The sequence below is a fragment of the Streptacidiphilus sp. PAMC 29251 genome (assembly GCF_054208735.2).
Window position 1 is genome coordinate 4572813 of record NZ_CM135725.2, and the last position, 22988, is coordinate 4595800.

Here is a 22988-nt window from a genome sequence, read left to right on the forward strand (position 1 = left end):
GAGTTCCGGTGGGGCTTCCTAGAAGCGCATCAGCTGCGGGGTCTCGCGGCGGTCGGCCACCGGGCCGTCGTACTCGCGGATGATCTCGTAGCGGGTGTTGCGCTCGACCGGGCGGAAGCCCGCGTCGCGGATCAGGTCGAGCAGGTTCTCCCGGCTCAGCTTGTTGGGCGTGCCGAAGCCGTCCGCGTCATGGGTGATCTTGTACTCGACCACCGAGCCGTCCATGTCGTCGGCGCCGTGGTTGAGCATCAGCTGCGCGCCGTCCAGGCCGTGCATCACCCAGAACACCTTGACGTGCGGGACGTTGTCGAACAGCAGCCGGGACACCGCGAAGGTCTTGATCATGTCCGCGCCGGTGGCCATGGTGGTCTTGGCCTGCAGCTTGTTGCGGACGATGCCGTCCTTGGAGTCGTGGAAGTCGTGCTGGTAGCGCAGCGGGATGAAGACCTGGAAGCCGCCGGTCTCGTCCTGCAGCTCACGCAGCCGCAGCACGTGGTCGACCCGGTGCCGGGGCTCCTCGATGTGGCCGTAGAGCATGGTCGCCGGGGTCTTCAGGCCCTTGGCGTGGGCGAGGCGGTGGATCCGCGACCAGTCCTCCCAGTGGGTGTCGTGGTCGACGATGTGCTGCCGGACCTCCCAGTCGAAGATCTCCGCGCCGCCGCCGGTCAGCGACTCCAGGCCGGCGTCGATCAGCTCGTCCAGGATCTCGCTGGCGGAGAGCCCGGAGATCTTCTCGAACCAGTGGATCTCGGTGGCGGTGAAGGCCTTCAGCCCGACGTTGGGCAGCGCCTTCTTCAACTCCCGCAGGCTGCGCGGGTAGTAGCGCCAGGGCAGGGTCGGGTGCAGCCCGTTGACGATGTGCAGCTCGGTGAGCTGGTCGTTCTCCATCGCCTTGGCCAGCCGCACGGCCTCCTCGATGCGCATGGTGTACGCGTCCTTCTCGCCCGGCTTGCGCTGGAACGAGCAGTAGGCGCAGGAGGCGGCGCAGACATTGGTCATATTGAGGTGGCGGTTGACGTTGAAGTGGACGACGTCGCCGTTCTTCTGCGTCCGCACGTAGTGGGCCAGACCGCCCAGCCAGGCCAGGTCGTCGGTCTCGTAGAGGGCGATGCCGTCCTCGCGGGACAGCCGCTCCCCGGCATAGACCTTCGCCTCGAGCTCCCGCTTCAGTCCTGCGTCCATCCGGCCCTCAGCCCTTTCCGCGCTAACCAGTAAACCCCGATGAGCCTACGCCAGCAGTTCAGCCAGCATTGACGGCTCCACATTCCCCCCGCTGACCACCGCGGCGATGCTCCGCCCCGGCGGCAGCTGCTCCGCGTGGTGCAGGTACGCCGCCGTGGTCACCGCACCTGACGGTTCGGCGACCAGCCGTCCGCGTCGGGCCAGCACCGCCACCGTGGACCGGATCTCGTCCTCGGTGACGGTGATGATGTCGTCCACATAGGCCTGGACGTGCTCCCAGGGCAGCACCCCGAGCGAGTTGGTGCGCAGGCCGTCCGCGATGGTCCGGTGGGTCTGCTCGAACGGCCAGACCTTCCGTTCGCCGCTGCGGAAGCTCTCCGCCGCGTCCCCGGCCAGCTCCGGCTCCACGCCGATGACCCGGACCCCCGGCATGGTCAGCTTCAGCGCCGCCGCCGTGCCGCTGATCAGCCCGCCGCCGCTGACCGGGACCAGCACCGTGCGCAGGTCGAGGTCCAGCGCGGTGGCGTCCTCGGCGATCTCCAGGCCGACCGTGCCCTGCCCGGCGATGATCCACGGGTCGTCGTACGGCGGCACCCAGACGTAGCCGTGCTCGGCGGCCAGCTCGGCCGGGGTGGTGTCGCGCTCGTGCATCCGGACCAGCACCACCTCGGCGCCGAAGGAGCGGGTGTTCTCCACCTTCACCGCGGGCGAGGTGTCCGGCATCACAATGACCGCCTTGATCCCCATCTCCCGCGCCGCGTACGCCACCGCCTGGGCGTGGTTGCCGCTGGACTGGGCGACCACACCGCGGGCCCGCTCCTCCGCGGTCAGCACCGAGAGCCGGTTGTAGGCGCCGCGGATCTTGAACGCCCCGGTCGGCTGCAGGCTCTCCGGCTTCAGGTGCAGCGAGTGCGCCTCGGTGGCGGCCCAGGGGCAGGGGAGCAGCGGGGTCCGCACCGCCACGCCGGCGATGCGCTTCTGCGCCGCGCGCAGGTCGTCCAGGGTCACCAGCGCCATTCGCGGGTCACGCCTTCCGGTCGCTGAGGGCGTCGGTGTCGGGCAGCTCGGTGGCCCGGTTCTCCCACTTGGTGGACAGCACCACCGTGGTCCTGGTCCTGGCCACGCCCTTGGTGCCGGACAGCCGCTTCACGATCGACTCCAGGCCGTCCACGTCGGGCATCCGGACCTTCAGCATGTAGGAGTCGTCACCGGCGATGAACCAGCAGTCCTCGACCTCGCTGAGATCCCGCAGCCGGTGCGCCACGTCGTCGTGGTCGGCGGCGTCCGAGAGCTGGAGCCCGATCAGTGCGGTGACGCCCAGGCCCAGCGAGGCCGGGTTGACCGTGGCCCGGTAGCCGGTGATGATCCCGGCCTGCTCCAGCCGGTTGATGCGGTCCGTGACGCTCGGTCCGGACAGGCCCACCAGCCGCCCCAGCTCGGCGTAGGAGGCGCGGCCGTTCTCGCGAAGAGCTTGGATGAGCTGTCTGTCCACCGCGTCCATGCTGGAAACCCGCGCCTTCCGATCGTTGGGCAACGAGCCGACATTATCCGGAATCGAAGACCCCCGACCTGTCGACCCTGACATCCCAACGACAATACCCCGCCCGGGTGAGCTACCTCACTCCGGGCGGTTCCCCCCGCCCAGCTCGCCTTTCCACCGGCGGTAGAGATCGTGCGGCACCCTGGCCGCGTCCAGCACCCGGCCGGCCACAAAATCCACCAGCTGCTGCGCGCTGCGCGTCCCCGCGTAGAACCCGGGGGCGGCCGGCAGCACCACCGCCCCGGCGTCGTCCAGCGCCACCAACTGACGCAGCGTCTGGCCGCTCAGCGGGGTCTCCCGGACGCACACCACCAGCGGGCGGCGCTCCTTGAGGGTGACGCTCGCGGCCCGCTGCAGCAGGTCCTTGGACAGCCCGAGCGCGATCCCGGCGACGCTCGCCGTACTGCACGGCACCACCAGCATCCCCCGGGCCGGGTAGGAGCCGCTGGACGGCCCGGCGGCGAGGTCGCCCGCCGCCCAGTAGCGGACCCGGTCCAGGTCACCGACCTGCGGTTTCCCCGCGTCCAGCGGCTGCGCCAGCCACTCCGCCAGGTCCTCTTCCCAGTGCCCGTCCCGGAACGGGATCCCGGTCTCGTCCAGGATCGTCAGCCGCGCGGCCCGGCTCACCACCAGATCGACGGCCTCCCCCGCCGCGAGCAGTCCGCGCAGCACCGCCGCCGCATACGCCGTCCCCGACGCCCCGGACACCCCGACCACCCACGGTTCTCGCTCCATCCGACCGAGCCTACCGGCGCCCCCACTCCGCGACGCCGCAGGACGGCTCGCGCCTCGGGTGATCAAACACCCTTGCGACGGTGGGTCGCGTCCCCTAAATTCCAGGTCCGGCGCAGGCAGCGCAGACCAAGCGCCACCGACCGGGTGGGAGACGCTGCTCCGGGTCGTGCTGGGACTGGTGATCGCCTACCTGCTCGTCTGCGTGGGCCGGCTCGTCTTCGTGGTCCACGAGACCTCCACGCTGGTCGGCCTGGTGAACCGACCGCCGACGGCGGACGGCAGCACGACCATGGACTCGCTGTCGGGAACGGACGGAAACCTGCTCACCCTGCAGTCGGTGACCGCTTGGGCCTACCTCATCGGCTACGTGCTGCTCGCCCGGAAGATCCGCTGGACGCTCAGCGAGCACACCCCGCTGTCCCCGAGCACGGTGTTCAGCCACTGGACGGTCTATGTCTGGACCGGGGGCAGTCTGCTGACCCTGGCGCTCGGCCTGCTGCATCCCGCGAGCACCGATCTGTCCGGCTACTACCCCGGCCCGTTCAGCCCGACCGGCCCTCAGCCGCCGAGGCCGCGCAGCAGCAGGTCGAGCAGGGCGAAGGCGAAGAGGGAGATCCCGACGAAGCCGTTGACCTGGAAGAACGCCCGGTTCAGCCGGGACAGGTCACCCGGCTTGACGATGGAGTGCTCGTAGAGGAAGGCGCAGCAGACCACGATCAGGCCCAGCCAGAACGCCCACCCCGCGTCGGTCCGCACCGCGTACCAGCCGAGCAGCAGCACGGTGATCAGGTGCGCGCCGCGCGCGCCCCAGATCGCGGCGTCCACGCCGAAGCGGGCTGGTACCGAGCGGACCCCGTCCACCCGGTCGGCGGCGACGTCCTGGCAGGCGTAGATCAGGTCGAAGCCGCCGATCCAGACGCCCACCGCGAGGCCGAGCACCACCGCGTCCCAGGACCAGGTGCCGGTGACGGCCAGCCAGGCCCCGATCGGGCCCATCGCCTGCGCAAGACCGAGGATCGCCTGCGGGAAGTCGGTGAACCGCTTGCCGTAGGGGTAGACCACCATCGGAATCACCGCGACCGGCGCCAGCGCCAGGCAGAGCGGGTTGAGCAGCGCCGCCGCGCCCAGGAAGACGCAGAGCGCCACGGCCGAGCCGGTGTACGCGGTGCGCATCGACACCGCGCCGGTGACCAGCGGGCGCTCCGCGGTACGCGGGTTGCGGGCGTCGATCTCCCGGTCGATGATCCGGTTCGCGGCCATGGCGAAGGTCCGCAGCCCGACCATGGCCAGGGTGACCAGCAGCAGCTGCAGCCAGTGGATGCTCTGGTTGTCCAGGAACATCGCGGTCAGCGCGGCGATGTAGGCGAACGGCAGCGCGAAGACCGAGTGCTCGATCATCACCAGCCGCAGGAACGCCTTGGTTTTCCCCGGTACCGGGACGACTGCCGCCGTGGTCGCGCTCACAGGCCGTACTCCTTCCAGCGACGGGTGACCGTCGCGGCCGTCTGCGGGTCGGACTCGACCATCTCCGGCCAACCCCCGTCCCTTGTGTACCCCTCCTCGGGCAGCTTACGGGTCGCGTCGATCCCGGCCTTGCCCCCCCAGAACTGCTGGTAGGAGGCGTGGTCCAGATGGTCCACCGGTCCTTCGACCACGCTCAGGTCCCGGCTGTAGTCGACGTTGCCGAGCGCCCGCCAGGCGACCTCCTGGTAGTCGTGGACGTCGCAGTCCTTGTCCACCACCACGATCAGCTTGGTCAGCGACATCATGTGCGCGCCCCAGATCGCGTGCATCACCTTCTGCGCGTGCTTGGGGTACTTCTTGTCGATCGAGACGATCACGCAGTTGTGGAAGCCGCCGGCCTCGGGCAGGTCGTAGTCGACGATGTCCGGCACGATGATCTTCAGCAGCGGCAGGAAGAACCGCTCGGTGAACTTGCCCAGCGGCCCGTCCTCGGTCGGCGGCCGGCCGACCACGATGGACTGCAGCAGCGGACGCTTCCGCATGGTCACGCAGTCGATGGTGAGCGCCGGGAACGGCTCCTGCGGGGTGTAGAAGCCGGTGTGGTCGCCGAACGGGCCCTCGGGCAGCATCTTCCCCGGCTCCAGCCAGCCCTCCAGCACCACCTCGGCGTCGGCCGGCACCTGCAGCGGCACGGTCCTGCAGTCCACCATCCGCACCCGCTCCCCGGCCACGAAGCCGGCGAACAGGTACTCGTCGATGTCCCCCGGCAGCGGCGCGGTCGCGGCGTAGGTCACGGCCGGCGGGCAGCCGAAGGCGATCGCGACCGGCAGCCGCTCGCCGCGCCGCTCGGCGACGGCGTAGTGGTTGCGGCTGTCCTTGTGGATCTGCCAGTGCATCCCGATGGTGCGCTTGTCGTGCCGCTGCAAGCGGTAGAGGCCGAGGTTGCGGATGCCGCTGTCCGGGTCCTTGGTGTGGGTCAGCCCCAGGTTGAAGAAGGAGCCGCCGTCCTGCGGCCAGGTGAACAGCGCCGGCAGCTGCTCCAGGTCCACCTGATCGCCTGTCAGCACGACCTCCTGCACCGGGGCGTCCCCGGACTTCACCTTCTTCGGCGGCACGTGCGCCATCCCGGCCAGCTTGCCGAAGGCGTCCCGGACGCCGGTGAAGCCGTGCGGCAGCTCGGGCTTCAGCAGCCCGGCGATCTTGTCGGCGATGTCCTGCGGGCCCTTCAGGCCCAGCGCCTTGGCCAGCCGCCGCTCGGTGCCGAAGACGTTCATCGCCAGCGGCATCGACGCGCCCTTGACGTTCTCGAACAGCAGCGCCGGGCCCTTGGCCTTCTGCACCCGGTCGACGATCTCCCCGACTTCGAGGTACGGGTCCACCTCCGCCTTGATCCGCTTGAGGTCGCCCTCGCGCTCCAGCGCCCGGAGGAAGGACCGAAGATCGTCGTATGCCATGCCTGCCAGTATCCGCCACCGGTTAGGCTGCCTTCGACGCACACCGCCGTGACCACCCCCGGCAACCTCGCGGCCACGTACAGAACGTACGCCGTACCCCCGCGTAGACCCGTCGTTCCGACCGTTTACGGGCTCCATACGCACCCGGACACTGACCGTATGACCGCCGCCCCCACAGAGATATCCGCGTACGGCGACCACGTACTCGCCGTCGAACCCACTGGCGCAGAGCCCATTCCGGACGAGGCCAGGCACGGCCGGCCGCTCGGCCTGCTGTGGACCTGGACCTCCCCCAACATGGAGTTCGCCACCGTCTTCATCGGCGTGCTCGCCGTCGGCATCTTCGGCCTCGGCTTCTGGTCGGCCGTGCTCGCCATCGTCCTCGGCACCGCGCTGGGCTCCGTCGCCCACGCCTTCCTCGGCCTCAGCGGCCCCCGCTTCGGGGTGCCGCAGATGGTGGCCGGCCGCTCGGCCTTCGGCTACTGGGGCAACGCCCTCCCGGCCGGGCTGAACGCGCTGACCGCGGGCATCGGCTGGTTCGCCGTCAACAGCGTCAGCGCCTCCTACGCGCTGAACACCCTGCTCGGCTGGCCGGTGCTGCTCTGCCTGTTCATCGTGGTGATCCTGCAGGTGGGCATCGCCTACTTCGGCCACAACTTCATCCAGAGCGCCGAGAAGTACACCTTCCCGCTGCTGACGGTCGTCTTCCTGATCGCCTCGGTGGTGATCCTCAGCAAGTCCGACATAGGCGCCGCGACCGGGGCGCACGCCTTCAAGGGCGCGTTCCTGCTCACCGCCGGCGCGGCCTTCGGCTACGCGGCCGGCTGGACCCCGTACGGCTCCGACTACACCCGCTACCTGCCGCGCAGCTCGGCCAAGTGGGCCGTCGGCCTGTGGCCCGCGCTCGGGGTCTTCCTCTCCTGCGTGCTGCTGGAGACCGTCGGCGCGGCCTCGGCCACCATCGTGGTGCCCAAGGACCTCAGCCTCACCGACGCCTTCACCCACGCCCTGCCGACCTGGCTGGCCGACCTCACCCTGCTCGCCATCGCCGTCGGCGGCATCGCGGCCAACGCGCTGAACATCTACTCCGGCTCGCTGTCCTTCGTCGCCATGGGCATCAGGCTCCCGGCCGCCGTCCGCCGGGCAACCGTCGCCCTGGTCTTCGGTGTGGCCGGCACCGCGGTCGCCTGGAGCGGGCTGAGCGACTCCGGCACCAAGTACGAGGACTTCCTGCTGGTCATCACCTACTGGATCGGCCCCTGGCTGGCCGTGGTCTTCATCGACCGGGTGCTGCGGCGGAACCAGTCGGACGCCCAGGTCGGCGCGCTGCTGGGCGACCGCTCCTTCAGCAACTGGGCGGCGCCGATCGCGATGGCGGCCGGCACCGGGATCGGGGTGTGGCTGTTCTCCAACCAGTCCGACTACACCGGCCTGGTCGCCAAGCACTTCCCCGGCATCGGCGACATCGCCTTCCTGGCCGGCTTTGTCATCGCCGGGGCGCTCTACCTCGCGCTGCAGCTGGTGCCCGGGCTCGGCCCGGTCAGCCGCACGGCCGCGGACGTCCCCGCCCCGGCGGCGGAGCCCGCGGGAGCCTGACAACCGCGGCGGTCCTGACCACAGCGGGAGGGGCCCAAGCCCCTCCCGCTCCCCCTGCAGGACAGCTATTCCCCGGCCCGCAGCAGCCGGTGCGCGCAGCAGGCCAGCAGCAGCTCGCCGTGGCTCTCGGCCTCCCCCACCGGCAGCCCCAGCAGCGACTCGATCCGCTCAAGCCGCTGGTAGAGCGACTGCCGGCCGACGTGCAGCAGGGCGGCGGTGCGGGTCGGGCTGCAGCCGTTGCGCAAATGCACCTCCAGCGTCCGGACCAGGTCGCTGGCGTGCGCGGCCTCCCATTCCAGCAGCGGGCCGAGCGCCCGGTTCACCAGATGGGCGAGCCGGTCCCGGGACACCGGGGTCAGCCCGTCCCCGACCAGCTGCCGCTCCAGCGCCAGCGCCCGGGAGGAGGTGACCTGGACCCCGCCGACCGCTCCGCCGCCGACCGCGCAGCAGTCCGGCTCGGGGGCCGGCACGGTCAGCGCCAGGGCCAGCGTGGACCGGGCCTCGCGCAGCGACTCGCCCCAGCGGCTCCAGGCCGCGTCCACCGGCGCGGCCGGTCCCAGCGCCACGGTCACCCCCGCCCCGGTGGCCGCGAGCAGCGCGCTCTGCGCCGTCCTGACCACATCGCCGGCCTTGGCCGGGACCGCGAACAGGGCCGCCACCGCGCCGCCGGGGACGGGCGCCCGCAGCAGCGGCGCGTCCAGCGCCTCGGCGGCCTGGTCCAGCACCGCGAGCACCGCCAGCGGGTCCGCCCCGGTCGCCGCCAGGCCGAGCAGCCGTCGGCTGCGGTCCGGGCGGAAGTCCAGCGCGCGGGCCCGTTCCAGCACCTCCGCCTGGCTCAGCGCGGTGCCCTCGGCCAGGGCGGCCAGCAGCGCGGCCGCGCGGCCGTCCCGGTCGGCGGCGGGGTGCGGGCGGTCCGCCAGCGACTGGGTGACGATGGCGGTGTTGGCGGCCTCGGCGATCCGGATGAACGGCACCACCGCCCGCAGCACGACCAGCGGCAGCCCCCGGCGCCGGCTCTCGTCCAGCAGTTCGTACGGCATCTCGGTCAGCGACCGGCCCAGCTCCACCGCGATCCCGGCGATCCCGCGTTCAGCCAGCTCCCGGACGTAGTGGCGGCGGGCCCCCGCGTCCGCCCCGGCCAGTCCGAGCCCGGTGGTGAGCAGCAGTTCACCGCCGGAGAGCAGCGGCCCGATCTCATAGATCTCACTGGAGTGCACCCAGCGCACCGGGCGGTCCAGGCCCTTCTCCCCGCACAGCAGTTCCGGCGCGGCGGGGCCCAGGACGTCGAAGGAGAGGATCTCGCGGAGCGTGAGTGCGGCCATGGCGACTCCCAGGGATCGAACGGGCGACACGGTGTCAGCGGCGAAGTGCGCTGGAGCGTACTTTCCGCACGTTGCCGAGGTGTTTCGCGGACGGGACAGTGGTGCCATGACTGACACCGCAACACTGCTGGCTGTCGCCGTCGAGGAGGCCAGGCTCGGGCTCGCCGAGGGCGGCATCCCGATCGGCGCCGCGCTGTTCGGCCCGGACGGGGAACTGCTCGGACGCGGCCACAACCGCCGGGTCCAGGACGGCGATCCCTCGACCCACGCGGAGACGGCGGCCTTCCGCGACGCGGGGCGGCTGCGCGGCTACGGCCGCACCACCATGGTGACCACCCTCTCCCCCTGCTGGTACTGCTCGGGCCTGGTACGCCAGTTCGGCATCGGCCGGGTGGTCGTCGGCGAGGCCGAGACCTTCCACGGCGGCCATGACTGGCTCGCGGAGCACGGCGTGCAGATCGTGCTGCTGGACGACCCGGAGTGCAAGACCCTGATGCGCGAGTTCATCGCGGCCAGGCCGGAACTGTGGTTCGAGGACATCGGCGAGTGACCGCTGTCGGAGCACCGAGAAGGAGCGACATGTCCCCCCGTATCCCCGTGATCGACCTGGCCCCCTGGCTGTCCGAGGACCCGGAGGCCCGGGCCCGGACCGCCGCCGCGGTGGACGCGGCGCTGAGCCAGGCCGGCTTTCTGCTGATCACCGGCCATGGCGTGAGCCGCGAGGAGCGGGCCGGGGTACGCGAGGCCGCCCGTGCCTTCTTCGCGCTGCCGGAGGAGGTCAAGCAGCGCTACGGGGTGAACGTCGGCGGCCGCGGCTGGCTGGCGAAGGGCGTGGAGGCCAACGGCTACTCGGAGGGCACCGAGACCCCGCCCGACCTCAAGGAGTCCTGGACGGTCGGCGCCGACCGGCCGATCGGCGACCCGGAGATCGACGACTTCTGGTTCCAGCAGAACCGCTGGCCGGAGGCGGAGGCCCCGGCGCTGCGGAAGGCGGTCGAGGACTACCTGGCCCGGATGCGGGTGGTCGCGGACGAGGTGCTGCGGCTGCTGGGCGCGGCGCTGGGCCAGGATCCGTCCTTCTTCACCGACCACACCGCGCACCCGACATACACCCTGAACATCAACTGGTACCCGGGCACCGGCGTCGTCGGCGAACCCCAGCCAGGGCAGTTCCGGATCGGCCCGCACACCGACTTCGGCACGGTCACGCTGCTGGACCGGCAGCAGGGCCGCGGGGGCCTGCAGGTCTACGTCGACCCGGCCGACGGCGGCATCGGCTGGGAGGACGCCCCGTACGACCAGGACGCGCTGACGGTCAACATCGGTGACCTGATGGCCCGTTGGACCGGCGACCGGTGGAAGTCCGGACGCCACCGGGTGCTGCCGCCGTCGCCGGACGCGCCCGAAGAGGACCTGATGTCGCTGGTCTACTTCTACGAGTGCGACCCCCGCACCACGGTGCGGCCGGTCGGCGGCCCGGTGGCCTATGAGCCGGTCGACTCCTCGGCCTACCTGCGGGCCAAACTGGAGTCCATCAGCATCGACTGACGACCGGTCAGCCGACGACCCGTCAGCCCGGTGCGGGCCGGCCGACGGCAGGTCAGCTGTGGCCGAGCTCCTCGGCCGGGTCGTCGGCGGCCACCGAGCCGCCGTCCCGGTCGGGGTGCAGCGGGAAGTCCTCGTCGAGGAACTCGTCCAGCACCGGCGGCGGGGGCTGCGGCGGGGTCGGCATCACCGCTGCCTCGGAGTGGCCGCCGCAGCCGTAGTCCAGGGCGACCACATGGCCGTCGGCCGGGCCGAACTCATTGGCGCAGATCCCGAAGGTCTGGCTCAGCGTCCCGGCCACCGGCACCAGGAAGCCGCAGCTCGAACAGTCGGCCGGGGCGGCCTGGGCCATCGGGCTGTGCGCGCCGAAGTCCTTCTCCCAGCGGTCCGCCGCGAGGTGCAGGCCGAGCCGGGAGAGCACTCTGGTCCGGCCGAGGCCGAGCTCCAGGGCGACCGCGGCGATCGAGCCGCGGACGGTGGGCGCGGCCAGCGCCTCGGCCCGGGCGGCGGCGTCCGCGCCGTCCTCGTCCCGCTCCTGGGCCGCGGCCAGCTCGGCGTCGACCAGGGCGGAGTTGGGCGCGGGCTCGTCCGCGCCGGTCCAGCCCGGCTCCAGCCGCAGGTCGTCCTCGTCGGTCGGCAGCAGGTCGCCGGGGCCCATGTCGCCGGGGCGCAGCCGCTCGCTCCAGGGCACCCACTGCGGAGCGATCAGCGCGTCGGCGCCGGGCAGCAGCACCGTTTCGTCAAGCGTGACCAGCTTGCTCCGGGAGGCCCGGGTGACCGTCACGGCCCAGCGCCAGCCGCGGTACGCCCACTCGCGGGTCGCGAAGTAGTGCGTGACGACGCGCTCACCGTCTGCGTCCATGCCCAGGTACTCGCCGACCGCGGCCTCGCCGGCCATCTCGACCGCGGCACCCCGGGCGAACTCGACGGCATCGGCACAGAGCCGGTCGGGGGTACGGCTTCGCGTCGTCGCAGCACTCATCACAGGATCGATTCTCTCCCAAGCTTCATCCATGGATCGCCACAAGCGTCGGGCGGCATGGCGCGGATGGCCTGCCGGGAGGCGCCGGGCGTCCCTTACTTCCGCGTGATTCCGCGGGCCGATCCGGACGGGAGACCTTGTTCAGGAGAGTCCGGGCCGCCGCAGGAGTTCACGCGACGCACTACAGAAAAGTGTTGGCGCGACACGCTCCTCGGAGAATGCCACTGAGTGCACGGTACCGGTCGCGCCGCCAACCGGGACAGTACCTGGCCACTTGTCACCCTGCGGCGTCGCCCGGCGACACGGCGGAAGCCGCGGCCGGAGCACCGGCCGGAGACACGGCGGCGGACGCGGCAGGACCGGAAAGTCCGGCATGACCCGGCCTGCTTCGGGCAGGATGGGCGACGTGGCCGAAGAAGCACCCCGGGGAGCGACTCCCGGAGGTTCCGAAAGCCCCGCACCATCCCGGGAAGGGTTGGAGGGGCAGGCCCCGGCTGAGCCGGCGGCCCCCGCCCCGACCTCACGGGTCGGCGGCGCGCTGCACCGGGCGGCCTCGGCCACCGCGCGCGGCACCGGCCACGCCGTGCACGCCACCGGGCGGCGGATCCGCCGGGCCACCTCCGCCGAGGGCGCGGGCGAGTCCGGACTGGCCAAGCTGATCGAGCTGCATGCGATCAGCTCGGCCGGCGACATGATGATCACCGTCGCGCTGGCCTCGACCATCTTCTTCTCGGTGCCGACCGGCCAGGCCCGGGACCGGGTGGCCCTGTACCTGCTGATCACGATGGCCCCGTTCGTGCTGCTGGCACCGGTCATCGGCCCGCTGCTGGACCGTCTCCCCAGCGGACGGCGCGCCGCGATGGCGCTGTCGATGCTGGCCAGGGCCGCGGTCGCGTGGATGATGACCAGCTCGATCGCGGGCGGCGGCCTGCAGATCTACCCGGAGGCGCTGGGCGTGCTGGTGGCGTCCAAGGCGTACGGGGTGATCCGCAGCGTGGTGGTGCCACGGCTGGTCCCGGAGCAGGTCACGCTGGTGAAGGCGAACTCGCGGGTGACCCTGGCCGGGCTGCTGGCCACCGGTGTGGCCGCGGCGATCGGCGGCGGACTGCACCTGATCGGACCGACCTGGCCGCTGCGCGGGGCCTTCCTGGTCTACCTGGTCGGAGCCTTCCTGGCCTTCTCGCTGCCGCACCAGGTGGACTCGGCCGAGGGCGAGGAACGGGCCGTGCTGCACGGGGATCCGGTCCCGGTCTCGCTGAGCAAGCAGCCGCAGGCGCCGGCGGAGCCGCCGACACCGAAGCAGCCGCCGACACCGGTGGAGCCGCCGGCCCGGGTGAACCTGCGCACGGTCGGCCCGTCCGTCATCCTGGCGCTGCGCGGCGAGGGCACCCTGCGCGGGCTGTCCGGATTCCTCACCTTCTTCCTGGCCTTCCTGCTGCGCGAGCACCCCTTCAGCGGCCTGCGGCCCACCGTCGCGCTGGCCTTCGTGGTGGGCGCGCTCGGCATCGGCAACACCCTGGGGACGGTGCTCGGCTCCTGGCTCCGGGCCCGGGGGCCTGAGATCCTCGTCACGCTGATGCTGACCGCCGCCACCGTGGCCGCCGCGGCCGCCACCCTGTTCTACGGGCTGCTGACGGTCACCCTGCTCGCGGGTGTGGCGGGCATCACCCAGTCCCTCGGCAAGGTCGCCCTGGACGCGCTGATCCAGCGGGACGTCCCCGAGCTGGTCCGGACCTCGGCGTTCGCCAGTTCGGAGACGCTGATGCAGCTCACCTGGGTGATCGGCGGCGGGCTCGGCATCGTGCTGCCGCTGGTCGGACGGCTCGGCACCGCCACCGCGACCGGCATCCTGGCGGTGTCGCTGGCCTTCACCGTCCGCGGCCTGATCCGGCTCCCCCGCGTCACCACCCGACCCCACCTGGCCTAACACCCGGCGCGACCACGGCCCCCCGACGTGGCGTGATCACGGACGGACGGTAGCCTCAGCACCATGAGTCTCAACCGCGCTGTCGCCGCCCTCGGAGCCGTCGCCGTCGTCGGCGCCCTGACGGTGGGCTTCTCCGTCGTCAAGGCCAACGACGCGGGCAAGCCCGTGCCCCGGATCTTCGTGACGGCGGGATCGACCTGGACCCCGGTCACCAAGCTCTGCTACAACGACGGCAAGCCGCTGACCGCCAAGCAGCTGGCCGCCTGCAACACCGCGTTCCAGAAGCTGGCCACGGCCAACAGTGCCAAGCCGATCTCGATCCGGCCGAACACCAGCTTCACCATCAGCGTGGACAAGCAGATCACCAAGGTGGGCTGGTACGCGAGCAGCGCCACCATGCTGGTGCCGCTGACCAAGGACTACCAGGCGAACAACCTGCCGCTGAGCGGCGTCTTCGCCAGCAGCACCGATCAGAGCACCGGGGCCACCACCACGGCCGACAAGGGCACCGTGCTGGTCCTGGAGCGCAAGAGCGCGAGCAGCCCCGACATCTACGGCGCCTGGGTCTTCACGCTGAAGTCCACCGCCGCGACCTCCTGACGCTGCTGAGCGGGTGCGGCGGATGAGCCCGGCGCAGCGGCGACTGCTGGTGGTCACCGCCGTCGCCCCCGAGGCGGCGGCGGTGCTGCGCGGCGTCCCGGAAGGTCCCGAAGCCGAGTCCGAGCTGGTCCTGCCCGGCGGCTATCCGCTGCAGCGCCGGGGCCCGGTGGACGTGCTCGTCGCCGGGGTCGGCCCGGCCGCCGCGGCCGCCGCCACGGCCACCGCGCTGGCGCTGGCCGCCCAGCCGTACGCGCTGGTGGTCTCGGCCGGCATCGCCGGCGGTTTCGCCCCGCTCGCGGCGGTGGGCTCGCTGGTGGTCGCCGACGCGATCGTCGCCGCCGACCTGGGCGCGGACACCCCGGAGGGCTTCGCCACCGTCACCGAGCTGGGCTTCGGCCGGGTCCGCCACAAGACCGCGCACTCCGCCGGCGTCGCCGCCGCGCTGCGCGCCGCCGGGCTGCCGACCGCGGTCGGTCCGGTGCTCACCGTCTCCACCGTCACCGGCACCGCCGCCCGCGCCGAGCAGCTGACGGGCCGCCACCCGGGCGCGGTCGCCGAGGCGATGGAGGGCTTCGGCGCGGCCGAGGCCGCGGCCGGCCACGGCACCCCGGTGCTGGAACTGCGCAGCGTGTCCAACCCGGTGGGACCGCGCGACCGCGCCGCCTGGCGCCTCGGCGAGGCCTTCGCCGCGCTGGAACAGGCGTTCCGGGCCCTGCCCTACGAGCAGCTGCGCTGAGCCGGGATCGGCTGGGTTAGGGTCGAGGGCATGACTGCCGCCGCGGATGTGCTGAAGGTCGCCTACTCGCCCTGCCCCAATGACACCTTCGTCTTCCACGCCTGGGCGCACGGCCTGGTCCCGGCCCCGGTGGTGCCCGAGGTGACCTTCGCCGACATCGACATCACCAACGGCATGGCCGAACGCGGCGAGCTCGACCTGCTGAAGATCTCCTTCGCGGCGCTGCCCTGGGTGCTGGACGAGTACACCCTGCTGCCCTGCGGCGGCGCGCTGGGCCGCGGCTGCGGCCCGCTGGTGCTGACCGGCCCGGACGCGTCGGCGGACCCGGCCGAGCTGGCCGGGAAGACCGTGGCCGTCCCCAGCGAGCGGTCCACCGCGTACCTGCTGTTCCGGCTGTGGGCGGCGGAGGCCGTCCCCGGCGGGCTCGGCGAGATCGTGGTGCTGCCGTTCGACGAGATCATGCCCGCCGTCCGCGACGGCAAGGTCGACGCCGGACTGGTCATCCACGAGGCCCGGTTCACCTACCAGCGGTACGGCCTGCGCTCGCTCGCGGACATGGGCGAGGCCTGGGAGGCCGCGACCGGCCTGCCCATCCCGCTCGGCGCGATCATCGCCCGGCGCGACCTCGGCGCCCAGCGGCTCCAGGAGCTGGCGGCGGCGATCCGGGCCAGCGTGGAGCACGCCTGGGCGCACCCGGAGGACAGCCGCGGGTACGTCCTGGACCACGCGCAGGAGATGGACCCGGCCGTCGCCGACCAGCACATCGCCCTCTATGTGAACGAGTTCACCGCCGACCTCGGCGAGGCCGGCTACGCGGCGGTCCACGGCCTGCTGGACCGGGCCGCCGCGGCCGGCCTGCTGCCGGCGGTGTCCCCGTCGGCGCTGGCCTTCCCCTAGCCGCGCCCCCGGCCCGGTCAGACGTCCAGCTGGTCGGCGACCGCCCGGAGCAGGGTGGCGACCTGGTGGCCCGCCTGCTTCTCGGGATAGCGCCCGCGCTGCAGCCCCGGCAGGATCCGCTCCAGCAGGGTGGTCAGGTCCTGCACGATGGGCGCGAGGTCATCCGGTTTGCGGCGGTTCTGCGCCGCGAGCGACGGCAGGTCCTCCAGCACGGTCACCTTCTGCGCCTGGTCGCCGCGGTGACCCGCGATCACCTCGAACTCGACCCGCTGGCCGGGCTTGAGTGCTTCGACCCCGACGGGCAGCGCCTTGGAGTGGACGAAGACGTCGCCGCCGTCGTCACTGGAGAGAAAGCCGAAGCCCTTCTCGCCGTTGAACCACTTGACCTTGCCCGTGGGCATACCGAAACCTCGTCGCTGCTGGGATGGGGTTGAAAGGATGAAGCTCACCACATGGAGGTGGCGCGTACAGATCAGTGCCGCGCCATTGTTCCAGGCCCGCGGTGTGTTGATCGAGGGGTTTCCGCGGCGAACTGCGCGGAGGCGCCGGGATGCGCGGGTTGGCTACGGAGTTTCGCGAGCCGTTTCGCCCGTCGTCCTGCCGCGACCATGACACACCCCCCATGCCTTCGCGGGGCTGCCTCCGGACGGTCTCGGCGCAATCCCCGTGCGTGACGTGCATACCCTTGCGGGGTGACTACTGAAACTCCGCAGCCCGGCGACGCCCTGGTACGGGTCGGCGCGATCCTGTTCCTCATCGGCGCGGTGGCGACCATCGCGACGGTGACCCCGCTGTTCCTGGGCGTGGCGGCACTGCCGACGCCCGCGTACTTCGTCAGCATGGTCATGCCGCTGGGCTTCGGCATCGCCCTGGTCGGGCTGTTCCGCTCGGCCCGCGCACAGCGACGGAGCCCGGTGCGGACCAGCGCCACCCGGTAGCCGCGGGCGGTTCAGCGGCGCAGGTGCTGTTCCAGCCACTCCGGGAACGCGGTGAGGTCGGGCAGCACCACGTCCGCGCCCGCCGCGGCCAGTTCCTCCGCGCGGTAGGGGCCGGTGGCGACGGCGAGGGCCAGCGCGTCGGCCGTCCTGGCGCCCAGGATGTCGCCGAGGTGGTCGCCGACGTAGACCGTCGCGCCCTCCTCGCGCAGCACCGTGCCCTTCTCCGGGCCGAAGACCGAGCCGTGGACCGCGTCCACCGCCAGGTCGAGGGCGTCCAGATTGAGCCGGGCGTTGGGGGTGTGCTTTCCGGTGACGACGACGGAGCGGCCGCCGTGCTTGCGGACCGCGGCGAGGGCGTCGCGCGCGCCGGGGAGGGCCAGGCAGTCGGCCACGCCGTGGTCCGCGTAGAGGGCGCGGTAGCGGTCGGCGACCTCGCGCACCTGCTCGGCCGGGAACCAGTGGGCCAGCTCCTGCTCGACCGGCGGGCCGAGCCGGCTGACCACCAGCTCGCTGTCGATGAAGACCCCGGTCTCGGCCGCGAGCAGCTCGTAGACCTTCCCGATGCCGGGCCGGGAGTCGATCAGGGTCATGTCGAGGTCGAACCCGATGGTGAGAGCCGTGCTTCCGATCATGTGTCCAACCCTACGGTGTGGACCGGCGGCCGCCGGGTTCCGGAAGTTCCTGACGGCCTGACAATTCCGGTACGCCTCTTGTGACCCACGTCACCCCGTTCCACCATGGCAGGATGCCGACCACAGCAGAGCAGGCAGGACAGACACCTTCGGACGTCAAGCGCAAGGCCGAGATCGCCCAGGGCTTCGACCTGGTGGCGGACACCTTCGGCTCAGGCAGTGGCTCAGAGGAGAGCGGCTCGGAGAAGAGGAGCGGCTCAGCAGGCGGCTCCTTCTTCGAGCAGGTGGGACGACGGCTGGTGCGGAGGGCCGGGCTGCGGCCCGGGGACCGGGTGCTCGACCTCGGCTGTGGCCGGGGCGCGGTGCTGCTCGCCGCCGCCGAGGCCGTGGGCGCCGACGGCTACGCCGCCGGGATCGACCTCTCCCCGGAGATGGTGCGGGCCACCGCCGCCGAGATCAGCAGCCGCCGGCTGCGCAATGTCGCGGTCCGGGTGGACGACGCGGAGGACCCCGGCTTCCCGGCCGGCTCCTTCGAGGCGGTGCTGGCCGGGCTGATGCTGTTCATCACCCCGGACCCGGCCGCCGCACTGGCCTCCGCGCACCGGGTGCTGGTGCCCGGCGGGCGGTTCGGGATGACCAGCTTCGCCCCGGAGGACCAGGGCTGGCAGCGTCCGCTGATCGCCGCGCTGACGGCCGGCGGCCGGGAGGCCGACGCCGGGGAGTGGAGCCGCAACAAGGGCAGCAACGGACTGCTCGACACCCCCGAGCGGATCGCCGAGCTGCTGCGGCAGGCCGGCTTCACCGAGGTGGAAACGGTGGAGGAGGAGCAGGTCACCACCTATGCCGAGCCCGAGCAGTGGTGGACCTCGCTCTGGTCCAGCGGTCGCCGGGCCGCCCTGCTGGAGCACATCCCCGAGGACCGTCGCGAGGCCGCCCGCGAGGCCGCCTTCGCGGAGCTGGCCGCCCTGGCCGTGGACGGCGTCCTCACCCGCCGCACCGCGATCCGCTACACCACGGCCGTGCGCGACTGAGCCGGTCCGCGACTGGGGTCGCCGTCGTTGCTAGTGCGGTGACCGGGTGACTTCGCCGGGTCGGTGGGCTATGCGACGGCGAGGAGGGGGCGTCCGCCCCAGCGGATGCCCTTCTCGCTGCGGATGCGGGCGCGTTCGCGGCGTTGGGCGGCCAGGACGTCGGGATGGCGGGCGTGGGTGTTGCGCCAGCGCAGGTAGGCGTGCAGGGCCCGGGTCTGGACGGTGTGGTTCGGGTGGTGGGAGTTGGCCAGGGTGAACTGACGCAGGGGCCCGAAGTGGGCCTCGATCGGGTCGGCCCAGGAGGCGTTGGTCGGGGTGAAGCACAGTTCGACCTGGTACTTCTTCGCCCAGGTGCGGATCTTGGTGCCCTTGTGGGCGGACAGATTGTCCATGATCACGTGTATCGGTGCGCCGTCGGGTCGCGCGGCCCGGATTGACTTGAGCGCGGCCAGGGAGTTCACGCCGCTCTTGTGGCGGCGGTTGACGCCCCACAGGGTGTCGGTGCCCACCGAGTAGCAGCCGTGGAAGTAGGTCACGCCGTGGGTGCGGTGGTAGGTGGCCGGCAGCCGGTTCGGGCGGCCGGACGGTGCCCAGCCGGACCCGGCGGTGGGGCGGATGCCGAGCGGTCCGAACTCGTCGAACGCGAAGACGCGCCCGGGTGCGTGCTCCAGCAGGTACTCGATGCGGTCGAGCTTGGTGTCGTAGTGGGGTTCGGTGGACTCCTTCCAGGTGCTGGTGCGCTGGAAGGTGACGCCGCGTCGGGCGAGCAGGCATCGCAGGGCCTCGCGTCGCAGGCCGATGGCCCGTCCCGGGACGGTGGGCAGGTAGTCGGCGAGTTTGCGCAAGGACCAGTGGGTGAAGGGCTGGCCCAGGCGGGTGGGTCGGGTGGTGGCCGTCTTGACGACGAAGTCCTCGTCGTCAGGGCTGAGCTGGCGGGGACGGCCTCCCGCCCACTGAGGGTCCAGTGCGGCCAGGCCGATCTCGTTGAACCGGTGGATGACGTCGCGCACGGTGTCCTCGTCGGCCGCCACCAGCTGGGCGATGACCGGGACCCGGTTGCCTCCGGCCGAGGCCAGCAGCATCATCGCGCGCCGGTAGCGCACCGTGTTCATGGTGCCGCGCCGCACGATCTGCTGCAGCTTCTGGCCCTCCTGGTCGGATAACCGACGGACCCTGACTGGCTCTGCCACCACGCCTCCGCGAAGCCGGAAAAGTTGAAGCCCAACAGTCCACCGTCCCACACCCCACCAACCCGGCGAAGTCACCCGGTCACCGCACTAGCGGCGTCGGGAGATGCGCCAGGCCAGGAAGGCCGCCGAGCAGCCCGCCGCCGCGCGCAGCCAGACCACGACGGCGGACCGCACGGCGGCCTTGAACTGAACGTCCGTCAGATGGTGCCCGGCGGGCTGGCCGTGCACATGGGCGTAGAGCCAGTACCCGCAGCCGAGGGCGGTCAGCAGCGGGATCCAGAGCCCGGCGAAGTGCGCGGCCTGCCGGGTGATCCGGCGGCCGGTGTAGGCGAGGCCCCAGCCGAGCAGGGCGACGTACCAGAGGCCGAGGACGGCCGAGGCGACCAGCACCAGCGCGGCCAGCGACTCCACCAGCGGCAGCGGCGGGCGGACCACCACGACCGGCTCGGCGACGGTCTCGACCACCGGCGGCGGGCCGCTGAGGATGCGTCGCAGCAGCGGGCGCCGCGGCGGTCCGGCGGCGGCCTTCTTCTGGATCGTGACCGCGGCCGGCGCGGTCCCCTCGGTCGGCTGCCGCGGCGGCGGGACCCGGCGGCGCTCGCTGGGGTCGATGTAGTCCGGGTCCAGGAAGTCGGGCTCATAGGTCGCCCGCCAGCCGGGCAGCTCCCCGAGCGACGCCCCGCCCAGCGGCGGCACTCCCCCGGCGCCCAGCTCCGGCACGCCACCGCCCCAGCCCCAGCCGTCACCGGCGCCGCCACCGCGCGTGCCCGCACCGCCACCGCCACCGCCACCGCCGCCCAGGCCCGCGCCACCGCCGCCGCCGCTGTCGCGCCAGCCGCCGTCCCGGGGGGAACCGGTGGGCACCGAAGGACCGTCACCCCTGCGCTCGCCCCCGCGCTCACTCCCCCGCTCGCGCGCGGGCTCGCGCCGCCCCGGCACGCCGTTGCTGACGGCCTGTCGGACCACCTCGTCCGGGCTCCCGATCCCGGACAGGATCTTCTGCACCGCCGAGGCCTCGCCCCGGCTCGACCCGATCGTCGCGCCCGCGGCGGGCCCGCGCCGGGTGTCGATGGTCTCGCGCAGCCCGGAGACCAGGCGGGCCCGTTCCGCCGCGGTCAGCGACGTGGCCTGGGCCAGGTCGCCCACCCTGCTGAGGTAGTCGTAGACCACCTGGTCGCTCTCGATCCCCATAGCGGCGATCACCTTCCCCAATACCCGCCCCGGGCCCGACCGCCGGAAGCCCGCGATCGAAAGCTTAGGGTGGCCTGATGGATGCCATCTCCGTACCCGCAGAACCACTCTGGCACGCGCTGCCGCCGCAGCTCCGCCGGATGCGCCGCACGCTCGTACTCGCGTTCGGGCTGCTGGTGAGCGTGGTCCTGGCGGCGCTGCTCGGGCTGCTGGCCGGGTGGAGCTGGGCCGCCGTCGCGCTGCTGCCGCTGCTGGCGACGGCCTGGGGCTGGTACGCGGTCGGCCGGAACTGGCGCAGCTGGCGATTCGCCGAGCGCGAGGACGATCTGCTGATCACCCACGGCGTGCTGTGGCGCCGGCAGCTGGTCGTCCCCTACGGCCGGATGCAGGCCGTGGACGTGGCGGCCGGGCCGCTGGAGCGGGCCTTCGGGGTGGCCTCGGTGCAGCTGCACACGGCGACCGAGCACACCAGCGCCAAGATCCCGGGGCTGCTCCCGGCCGAGGCGGAGCGGCTGCGGGACACCCTGGCGGAGCGCGGCGAGGCCCGGCAGGCGGGGCTGTGACCCCGACCGGCTCCCCCGCGGCACCCGGGCCCGGCGCACCGGCGGCACCCGGCTCGCCCGCGAAACCCGAGTTCCGCCGGCTGCACCCGCTCACCCCGCTGATGCGCGGCTGGGCGATCGTGGCCGCCGTCCTCTACTTCCTCGCCCGCAACCTGCAGGACCTGGCCAGGGACATCACTCCGGACCGGGTCGGCCTCGGGCTGCTGGTGCTGGTCCCGGTCGCCCTCGGCTACGGCTACCTGTCCTGGCGCTTCACCCGCTACCGGATCGAGGACGACCAGCTGCGGGTGGAGACCGGGGTGCTGTTCCGCCGCACCCGGCACCTGCGGCTGGACCGGGTGCAGAGCATCGACGTGGTCCGGCCGCTGCTGGCCCGGATCATCGGCCTGGCGATGCTGAAGTTCGACCTGGCCGGCGGCGAGAAAGACAAGTCGACCCTGGAGTACCTGTCGGTGCGTCAGGCCGGGCAGTTGCGCGCCGAGCTGCTGGCCCGCGCGGCCGGGGTGGAGCCGACCGCGGGCGAGGCCCCGGAGCGGGTGCTGTTCCAGCTCGACACCGGCAAGCTGCTGGCGTCCATCGTCCTGTCGCTGGCGCCCTGGATCGCGCTGGGCTTCGCCGTGCTGGTGTCGCTGCCGCTGCTGCTCGCCGGAAGCTGGGCCGGGTTGCTGGCGGCCGTGCCGGTGCTGCTGGGCGTGTGGCACACCACCTTCGGCCATTTCGCCAAGTCCTTCTCGTTCACCCTGGCCGACTCCCCGGACGGCCTGCGGATCAGCGCGGGGCTGCTGGAGCACGCCCACCACACCGTCCCGCCGGGGCGGGTGCAGGCGCTGCGGATCGAGGAGCCGCTGCTGTGGCGGCGGTTCGGCTGGGCCAAGGTGGAGATCAATGTCGCGGGCAAGGACAACTCCGCGGTGCTGCTGCCGGTCGGCCCGCGCGCCGAGGCGCTGGCGCTGCTGGAACGGGTGCTGCCCGGGGTGCGGATCGAGGAGATCGCGCTGACCCGGCCGCCGCGCCGGGCCCGGCTGATCGCGCCGCTGTTCTGGTCCCGCTCCAGCTGCGGTGCGGACGACCAGGTGTTCGTCAGCCGCAAGGGCCTGGTCCGGCGGCGGACCGAGGTGATCCCGCACGCCAAGGTGCAGAGCCTGGAGCTCACCCAGAACCCGCTGACCGCCCGGCTCCGGCTGGCGAGCGTGCGGCTGCACTCCACCGACGGGCCGGTGAAGGTGGTCTCCCGGCTGCGCGACCTGGACCAGGCCGAGCAGTTGCTCGCCGCCCAGGCCGAACGCTCCAGGATCGGGCGCAGGACCGACATACCGGCGCGCTGGATCTCCGGCCGCCTCCCGGTGCCCGCGCCGTCGCCCACGCCAGAGCACGCGCCGCCGTCCGAGCCCGCGCCCGAGCCGCTGCCCACGCCGCTGCCCGCGCCCCACGGCGAGCCCTCCGGCTGAGCCGGGCAGTCCGGG

23 protein-coding genes are annotated in these 22988 nt (G+C 72.5%); 11 read left to right on the forward strand and 12 right to left on the reverse strand.

Going from position 1 to position 22988, the window contains the following annotated elements; genetic code table 11:
- Positions 1-18 precede the first annotated feature (18 nt).
- The 6 genes from mqnE to ACXKR8_RS21405 form a co-directional block, all read right to left on the reverse strand.
- Positions 19-1182: an aminofutalosine synthase MqnE gene (mqnE, locus tag ACXKR8_RS21380; protein WP_458274483.1), complete on the reverse strand. Its 1164-nt coding sequence runs from the start codon at positions 1180-1182 to the stop codon at positions 19-21.
- A 45-nt stretch (positions 1183-1227) separates the two neighbouring features.
- Positions 1228-2199, reverse strand: a complete 972-nt coding sequence (locus ACXKR8_RS21385) for a threonine ammonia-lyase (protein WP_458274484.1) — start codon at positions 2197-2199, stop codon at positions 1228-1230.
- Between the two features lie 7 nt (positions 2200-2206).
- Positions 2207-2683, reverse strand: a complete 477-nt coding sequence (locus ACXKR8_RS21390) for an Lrp/AsnC family transcriptional regulator (protein ID WP_458275049.1) — start codon at positions 2681-2683, stop codon at positions 2207-2209.
- Positions 2684-2800: 117 nt separating this feature from the next.
- Positions 2801-3457: a UbiX family flavin prenyltransferase gene (locus ACXKR8_RS21395; protein ID WP_458274485.1), complete on the reverse strand. Its 657-nt coding sequence runs from the start codon at positions 3455-3457 to the stop codon at positions 2801-2803.
- A gap of 558 nt (positions 3458-4015) precedes the next feature.
- Positions 4016-4921, reverse strand: coding sequence for a menaquinone biosynthesis prenyltransferase MqnP (gene mqnP, locus ACXKR8_RS21400; protein ID WP_458274486.1), 906 nt, complete (start codon positions 4919-4921; stop codon positions 4016-4018).
- The gene (locus ACXKR8_RS21405; protein ID WP_458274487.1) at positions 4918-6375 is read right to left on the reverse strand and encodes a menaquinone biosynthesis decarboxylase; all 1458 of its coding nucleotides are present in this window, start codon (positions 6373-6375) and stop codon (positions 4918-4920) included. Before ACXKR8_RS21405 ends, mqnP begins: the two co-directional genes overlap by 4 nt.
- A 159-nt stretch (positions 6376-6534) precedes the next feature.
- On the opposite strand from ACXKR8_RS21405, the gene ACXKR8_RS21410 reads away from it, so the two are divergent.
- The gene (locus ACXKR8_RS21410) at positions 6535-7971 is read left to right on the forward strand and encodes a purine-cytosine permease family protein (protein WP_458274488.1); all 1437 of its coding nucleotides are present in this window, start codon (positions 6535-6537) and stop codon (positions 7969-7971) included.
- A gap of 65 nt (positions 7972-8036) precedes the next feature.
- Here ACXKR8_RS21410 and ACXKR8_RS21415 read toward each other — a convergent pair whose 3' ends face one another.
- Positions 8037-9293 (reverse strand): PucR family transcriptional regulator, encoded by a 1257-nt coding sequence (locus ACXKR8_RS21415; RefSeq protein ID WP_458274489.1) that lies wholly within the window; start codon positions 9291-9293, stop codon positions 8037-8039.
- Positions 9294-9399: 106 nt separating this feature from the next.
- Between ACXKR8_RS21415 and ACXKR8_RS21420 the strand changes: the two genes are divergently transcribed.
- The gene (locus ACXKR8_RS21420; protein WP_458274490.1) at positions 9400-9843 is read left to right on the forward strand and encodes a nucleoside deaminase; all 444 of its coding nucleotides are present in this window, start codon (positions 9400-9402) and stop codon (positions 9841-9843) included.
- A 29-nt stretch (positions 9844-9872) separates the two neighbouring features.
- Positions 9873-10841: an isopenicillin N synthase family dioxygenase gene (locus tag ACXKR8_RS21425; RefSeq protein WP_458274491.1), complete on the forward strand. Its 969-nt coding sequence runs from the start codon at positions 9873-9875 to the stop codon at positions 10839-10841.
- Positions 10842-10893: 52 nt separating this feature from the next.
- Here the strand turns inward: ACXKR8_RS21425 and ACXKR8_RS21430 are convergent, their stop codons facing one another.
- The gene (locus tag ACXKR8_RS21430; RefSeq protein ID WP_458274492.1) at positions 10894-11820 is read right to left on the reverse strand and encodes a DUF3027 domain-containing protein; all 927 of its coding nucleotides are present in this window, start codon (positions 11818-11820) and stop codon (positions 10894-10896) included.
- Positions 11821-12217: 397 nt separating this feature from the next.
- Between ACXKR8_RS21430 and ACXKR8_RS21435 the strand changes: the two genes are divergently transcribed.
- The 4 genes from ACXKR8_RS21435 (at position 12218) to ACXKR8_RS21450 (ending at position 15980) form a co-directional block, all read left to right on the forward strand.
- Positions 12218-13747 (forward strand): MFS transporter, encoded by a 1530-nt coding sequence (locus ACXKR8_RS21435; protein WP_458275050.1) that lies wholly within the window; start codon positions 12218-12220, stop codon positions 13745-13747.
- Between the two features lie 63 nt (positions 13748-13810).
- Positions 13811-14347, forward strand: a complete 537-nt coding sequence (locus ACXKR8_RS21440) for a hypothetical protein (RefSeq protein WP_458274493.1) — start codon at positions 13811-13813, stop codon at positions 14345-14347.
- 22 nt (positions 14348-14369) lie between these two features.
- On the forward strand, positions 14370-15083 hold the full coding sequence (locus ACXKR8_RS21445; RefSeq protein ID WP_458274494.1) for a futalosine hydrolase: 714 nt from the start codon (positions 14370-14372) through the stop codon (positions 15081-15083).
- Positions 15084-15113: 30 nt separating this feature from the next.
- Positions 15114-15980, forward strand: a complete 867-nt coding sequence (locus tag ACXKR8_RS21450) for a 1,4-dihydroxy-6-naphthoate synthase (protein ID WP_458274495.1) — start codon at positions 15114-15116, stop codon at positions 15978-15980.
- Between the two features lie 17 nt (positions 15981-15997).
- Here the strand turns inward: ACXKR8_RS21450 and ACXKR8_RS21455 are convergent, their stop codons facing one another.
- Complete coding sequence (locus tag ACXKR8_RS21455) at positions 15998-16381, reverse strand: cold-shock protein (protein ID WP_380504958.1); 384 nt, start codon at positions 16379-16381, stop codon at positions 15998-16000.
- Positions 16382-16672: 291 nt separating this feature from the next.
- On the opposite strand from ACXKR8_RS21455, the gene ACXKR8_RS21460 reads away from it, so the two are divergent.
- Positions 16673-16918, forward strand: coding sequence for a hypothetical protein (locus tag ACXKR8_RS21460; RefSeq protein WP_458274496.1), 246 nt, complete (start codon positions 16673-16675; stop codon positions 16916-16918).
- A gap of 11 nt (positions 16919-16929) precedes the next feature.
- On the opposite strand, the gene ACXKR8_RS21465 is transcribed toward ACXKR8_RS21460, so the two are convergent.
- Entirely contained in the window at positions 16930-17550 is a 621-nt protein-coding gene (locus ACXKR8_RS21465; RefSeq protein WP_458274497.1) for an HAD family hydrolase, read from the reverse strand.
- A gap of 113 nt (positions 17551-17663) precedes the next feature.
- Here ACXKR8_RS21465 and ACXKR8_RS21470 point away from each other — a divergent pair, with 113 nt between their 5' ends.
- A complete protein-coding gene (locus ACXKR8_RS21470; RefSeq protein WP_458274498.1) occupies positions 17664-18581 on the forward strand; it encodes a class I SAM-dependent methyltransferase in 918 nt (305 codons plus the stop codon).
- Between the two features lie 68 nt (positions 18582-18649).
- On the opposite strand, the gene ACXKR8_RS21475 is transcribed toward ACXKR8_RS21470, so the two are convergent.
- Both ACXKR8_RS21475 and ACXKR8_RS21480 read right to left on the reverse strand, forming a co-directional pair.
- Positions 18650-19771 carry an IS630 family transposase gene (locus ACXKR8_RS21475; protein ID WP_458274499.1) on the reverse strand — a complete coding sequence of 374 codons (1122 nt, stop codon included), beginning with the start codon at positions 19769-19771 and terminating at the stop codon, positions 18650-18652.
- 87 nt (positions 19772-19858) lie between these two features.
- Entirely contained in the window at positions 19859-20962 is a 1104-nt protein-coding gene (locus ACXKR8_RS21480) for a hypothetical protein (RefSeq protein WP_458274500.1), read from the reverse strand.
- Between the two features lie 77 nt (positions 20963-21039).
- Here ACXKR8_RS21480 and ACXKR8_RS21485 point away from each other — a divergent pair, with 77 nt between their 5' ends.
- The gene (locus ACXKR8_RS21485; RefSeq protein WP_458274501.1) at positions 21040-21525 is read left to right on the forward strand and encodes a PH domain-containing protein; all 486 of its coding nucleotides are present in this window, start codon (positions 21040-21042) and stop codon (positions 21523-21525) included.
- Entirely contained in the window at positions 21522-22973 is a 1452-nt protein-coding gene (locus ACXKR8_RS21490) for a PH domain-containing protein (RefSeq protein ID WP_458274502.1), read from the forward strand. Before ACXKR8_RS21485 ends, ACXKR8_RS21490 begins: the two co-directional genes overlap by 4 nt.
- Positions 22974-22988 lie beyond the last annotated feature (15 nt).

Bases quoted from the DNA above. Each gene is read 5' to 3' on its own strand.
- mqnE (WP_458274483.1), bottom strand. From the start codon at position 1,182: ATGGACGCAGGACTGAAGCGGGAGCTCGAGGCGAAGGTCTATGCCGGG.
- ACXKR8_RS21385 (WP_458274484.1), bottom strand. From the start codon at position 2,199: ATGGCGCTGGTGACCCTGGACGACCTGCGCGCGGCGCAGAAGCGCATC.
- ACXKR8_RS21390 (WP_458275049.1), bottom strand. From the start codon at position 2,683: ATGGACGCGGTGGACAGACAGCTCATCCAAGCTCTTCGCGAGAACGGC.
- ACXKR8_RS21395 (WP_458274485.1), bottom strand. From the start codon at position 3,457: ATGGAGCGAGAACCGTGGGTGGTCGGGGTGTCCGGGGCGTCGGGGACG.
- ACXKR8_RS21405 (WP_458274487.1), bottom strand. From the start codon at position 6,375: ATGGCATACGACGATCTTCGGTCCTTCCTCCGGGCGCTGGAGCGCGAG.
- ACXKR8_RS21410 (WP_458274488.1), top strand. From the start codon at position 6,535: ATGACCGCCGCCCCCACAGAGATATCCGCGTACGGCGACCACGTACTC.
- ACXKR8_RS21415 (WP_458274489.1), bottom strand. From the start codon at position 9,293: ATGGCCGCACTCACGCTCCGCGAGATCCTCTCCTTCGACGTCCTGGGC.
- ACXKR8_RS21420 (WP_458274490.1), top strand. From the start codon at position 9,400: ATGACTGACACCGCAACACTGCTGGCTGTCGCCGTCGAGGAGGCCAGG.
- ACXKR8_RS21425 (WP_458274491.1), top strand. From the start codon at position 9,873: ATGTCCCCCCGTATCCCCGTGATCGACCTGGCCCCCTGGCTGTCCGAG.
- ACXKR8_RS21430 (WP_458274492.1), bottom strand. From the start codon at position 11,820: ATGAGTGCTGCGACGACGCGAAGCCGTACCCCCGACCGGCTCTGTGCC.
- ACXKR8_RS21435 (WP_458275050.1), top strand. From the start codon at position 12,218: ATGGGCGACGTGGCCGAAGAAGCACCCCGGGGAGCGACTCCCGGAGGT.
- ACXKR8_RS21440 (WP_458274493.1), top strand. From the start codon at position 13,811: ATGAGTCTCAACCGCGCTGTCGCCGCCCTCGGAGCCGTCGCCGTCGTC.
- ACXKR8_RS21445 (WP_458274494.1), top strand. From the start codon at position 14,370: ATGAGCCCGGCGCAGCGGCGACTGCTGGTGGTCACCGCCGTCGCCCCC.
- ACXKR8_RS21450 (WP_458274495.1), top strand. From the start codon at position 15,114: ATGACTGCCGCCGCGGATGTGCTGAAGGTCGCCTACTCGCCCTGCCCC.
- ACXKR8_RS21455 (WP_380504958.1), bottom strand. From the start codon at position 16,381: ATGCCCACGGGCAAGGTCAAGTGGTTCAACGGCGAGAAGGGCTTCGGC.
- ACXKR8_RS21465 (WP_458274497.1), bottom strand. From the start codon at position 17,550: ATGATCGGAAGCACGGCTCTCACCATCGGGTTCGACCTCGACATGACC.
- ACXKR8_RS21470 (WP_458274498.1), top strand. From the start codon at position 17,664: ATGCCGACCACAGCAGAGCAGGCAGGACAGACACCTTCGGACGTCAAG.
- ACXKR8_RS21480 (WP_458274500.1), bottom strand. From the start codon at position 20,962: ATGGGGATCGAGAGCGACCAGGTGGTCTACGACTACCTCAGCAGGGTG.
- ACXKR8_RS21485 (WP_458274501.1), top strand. From the start codon at position 21,040: ATGGATGCCATCTCCGTACCCGCAGAACCACTCTGGCACGCGCTGCCG.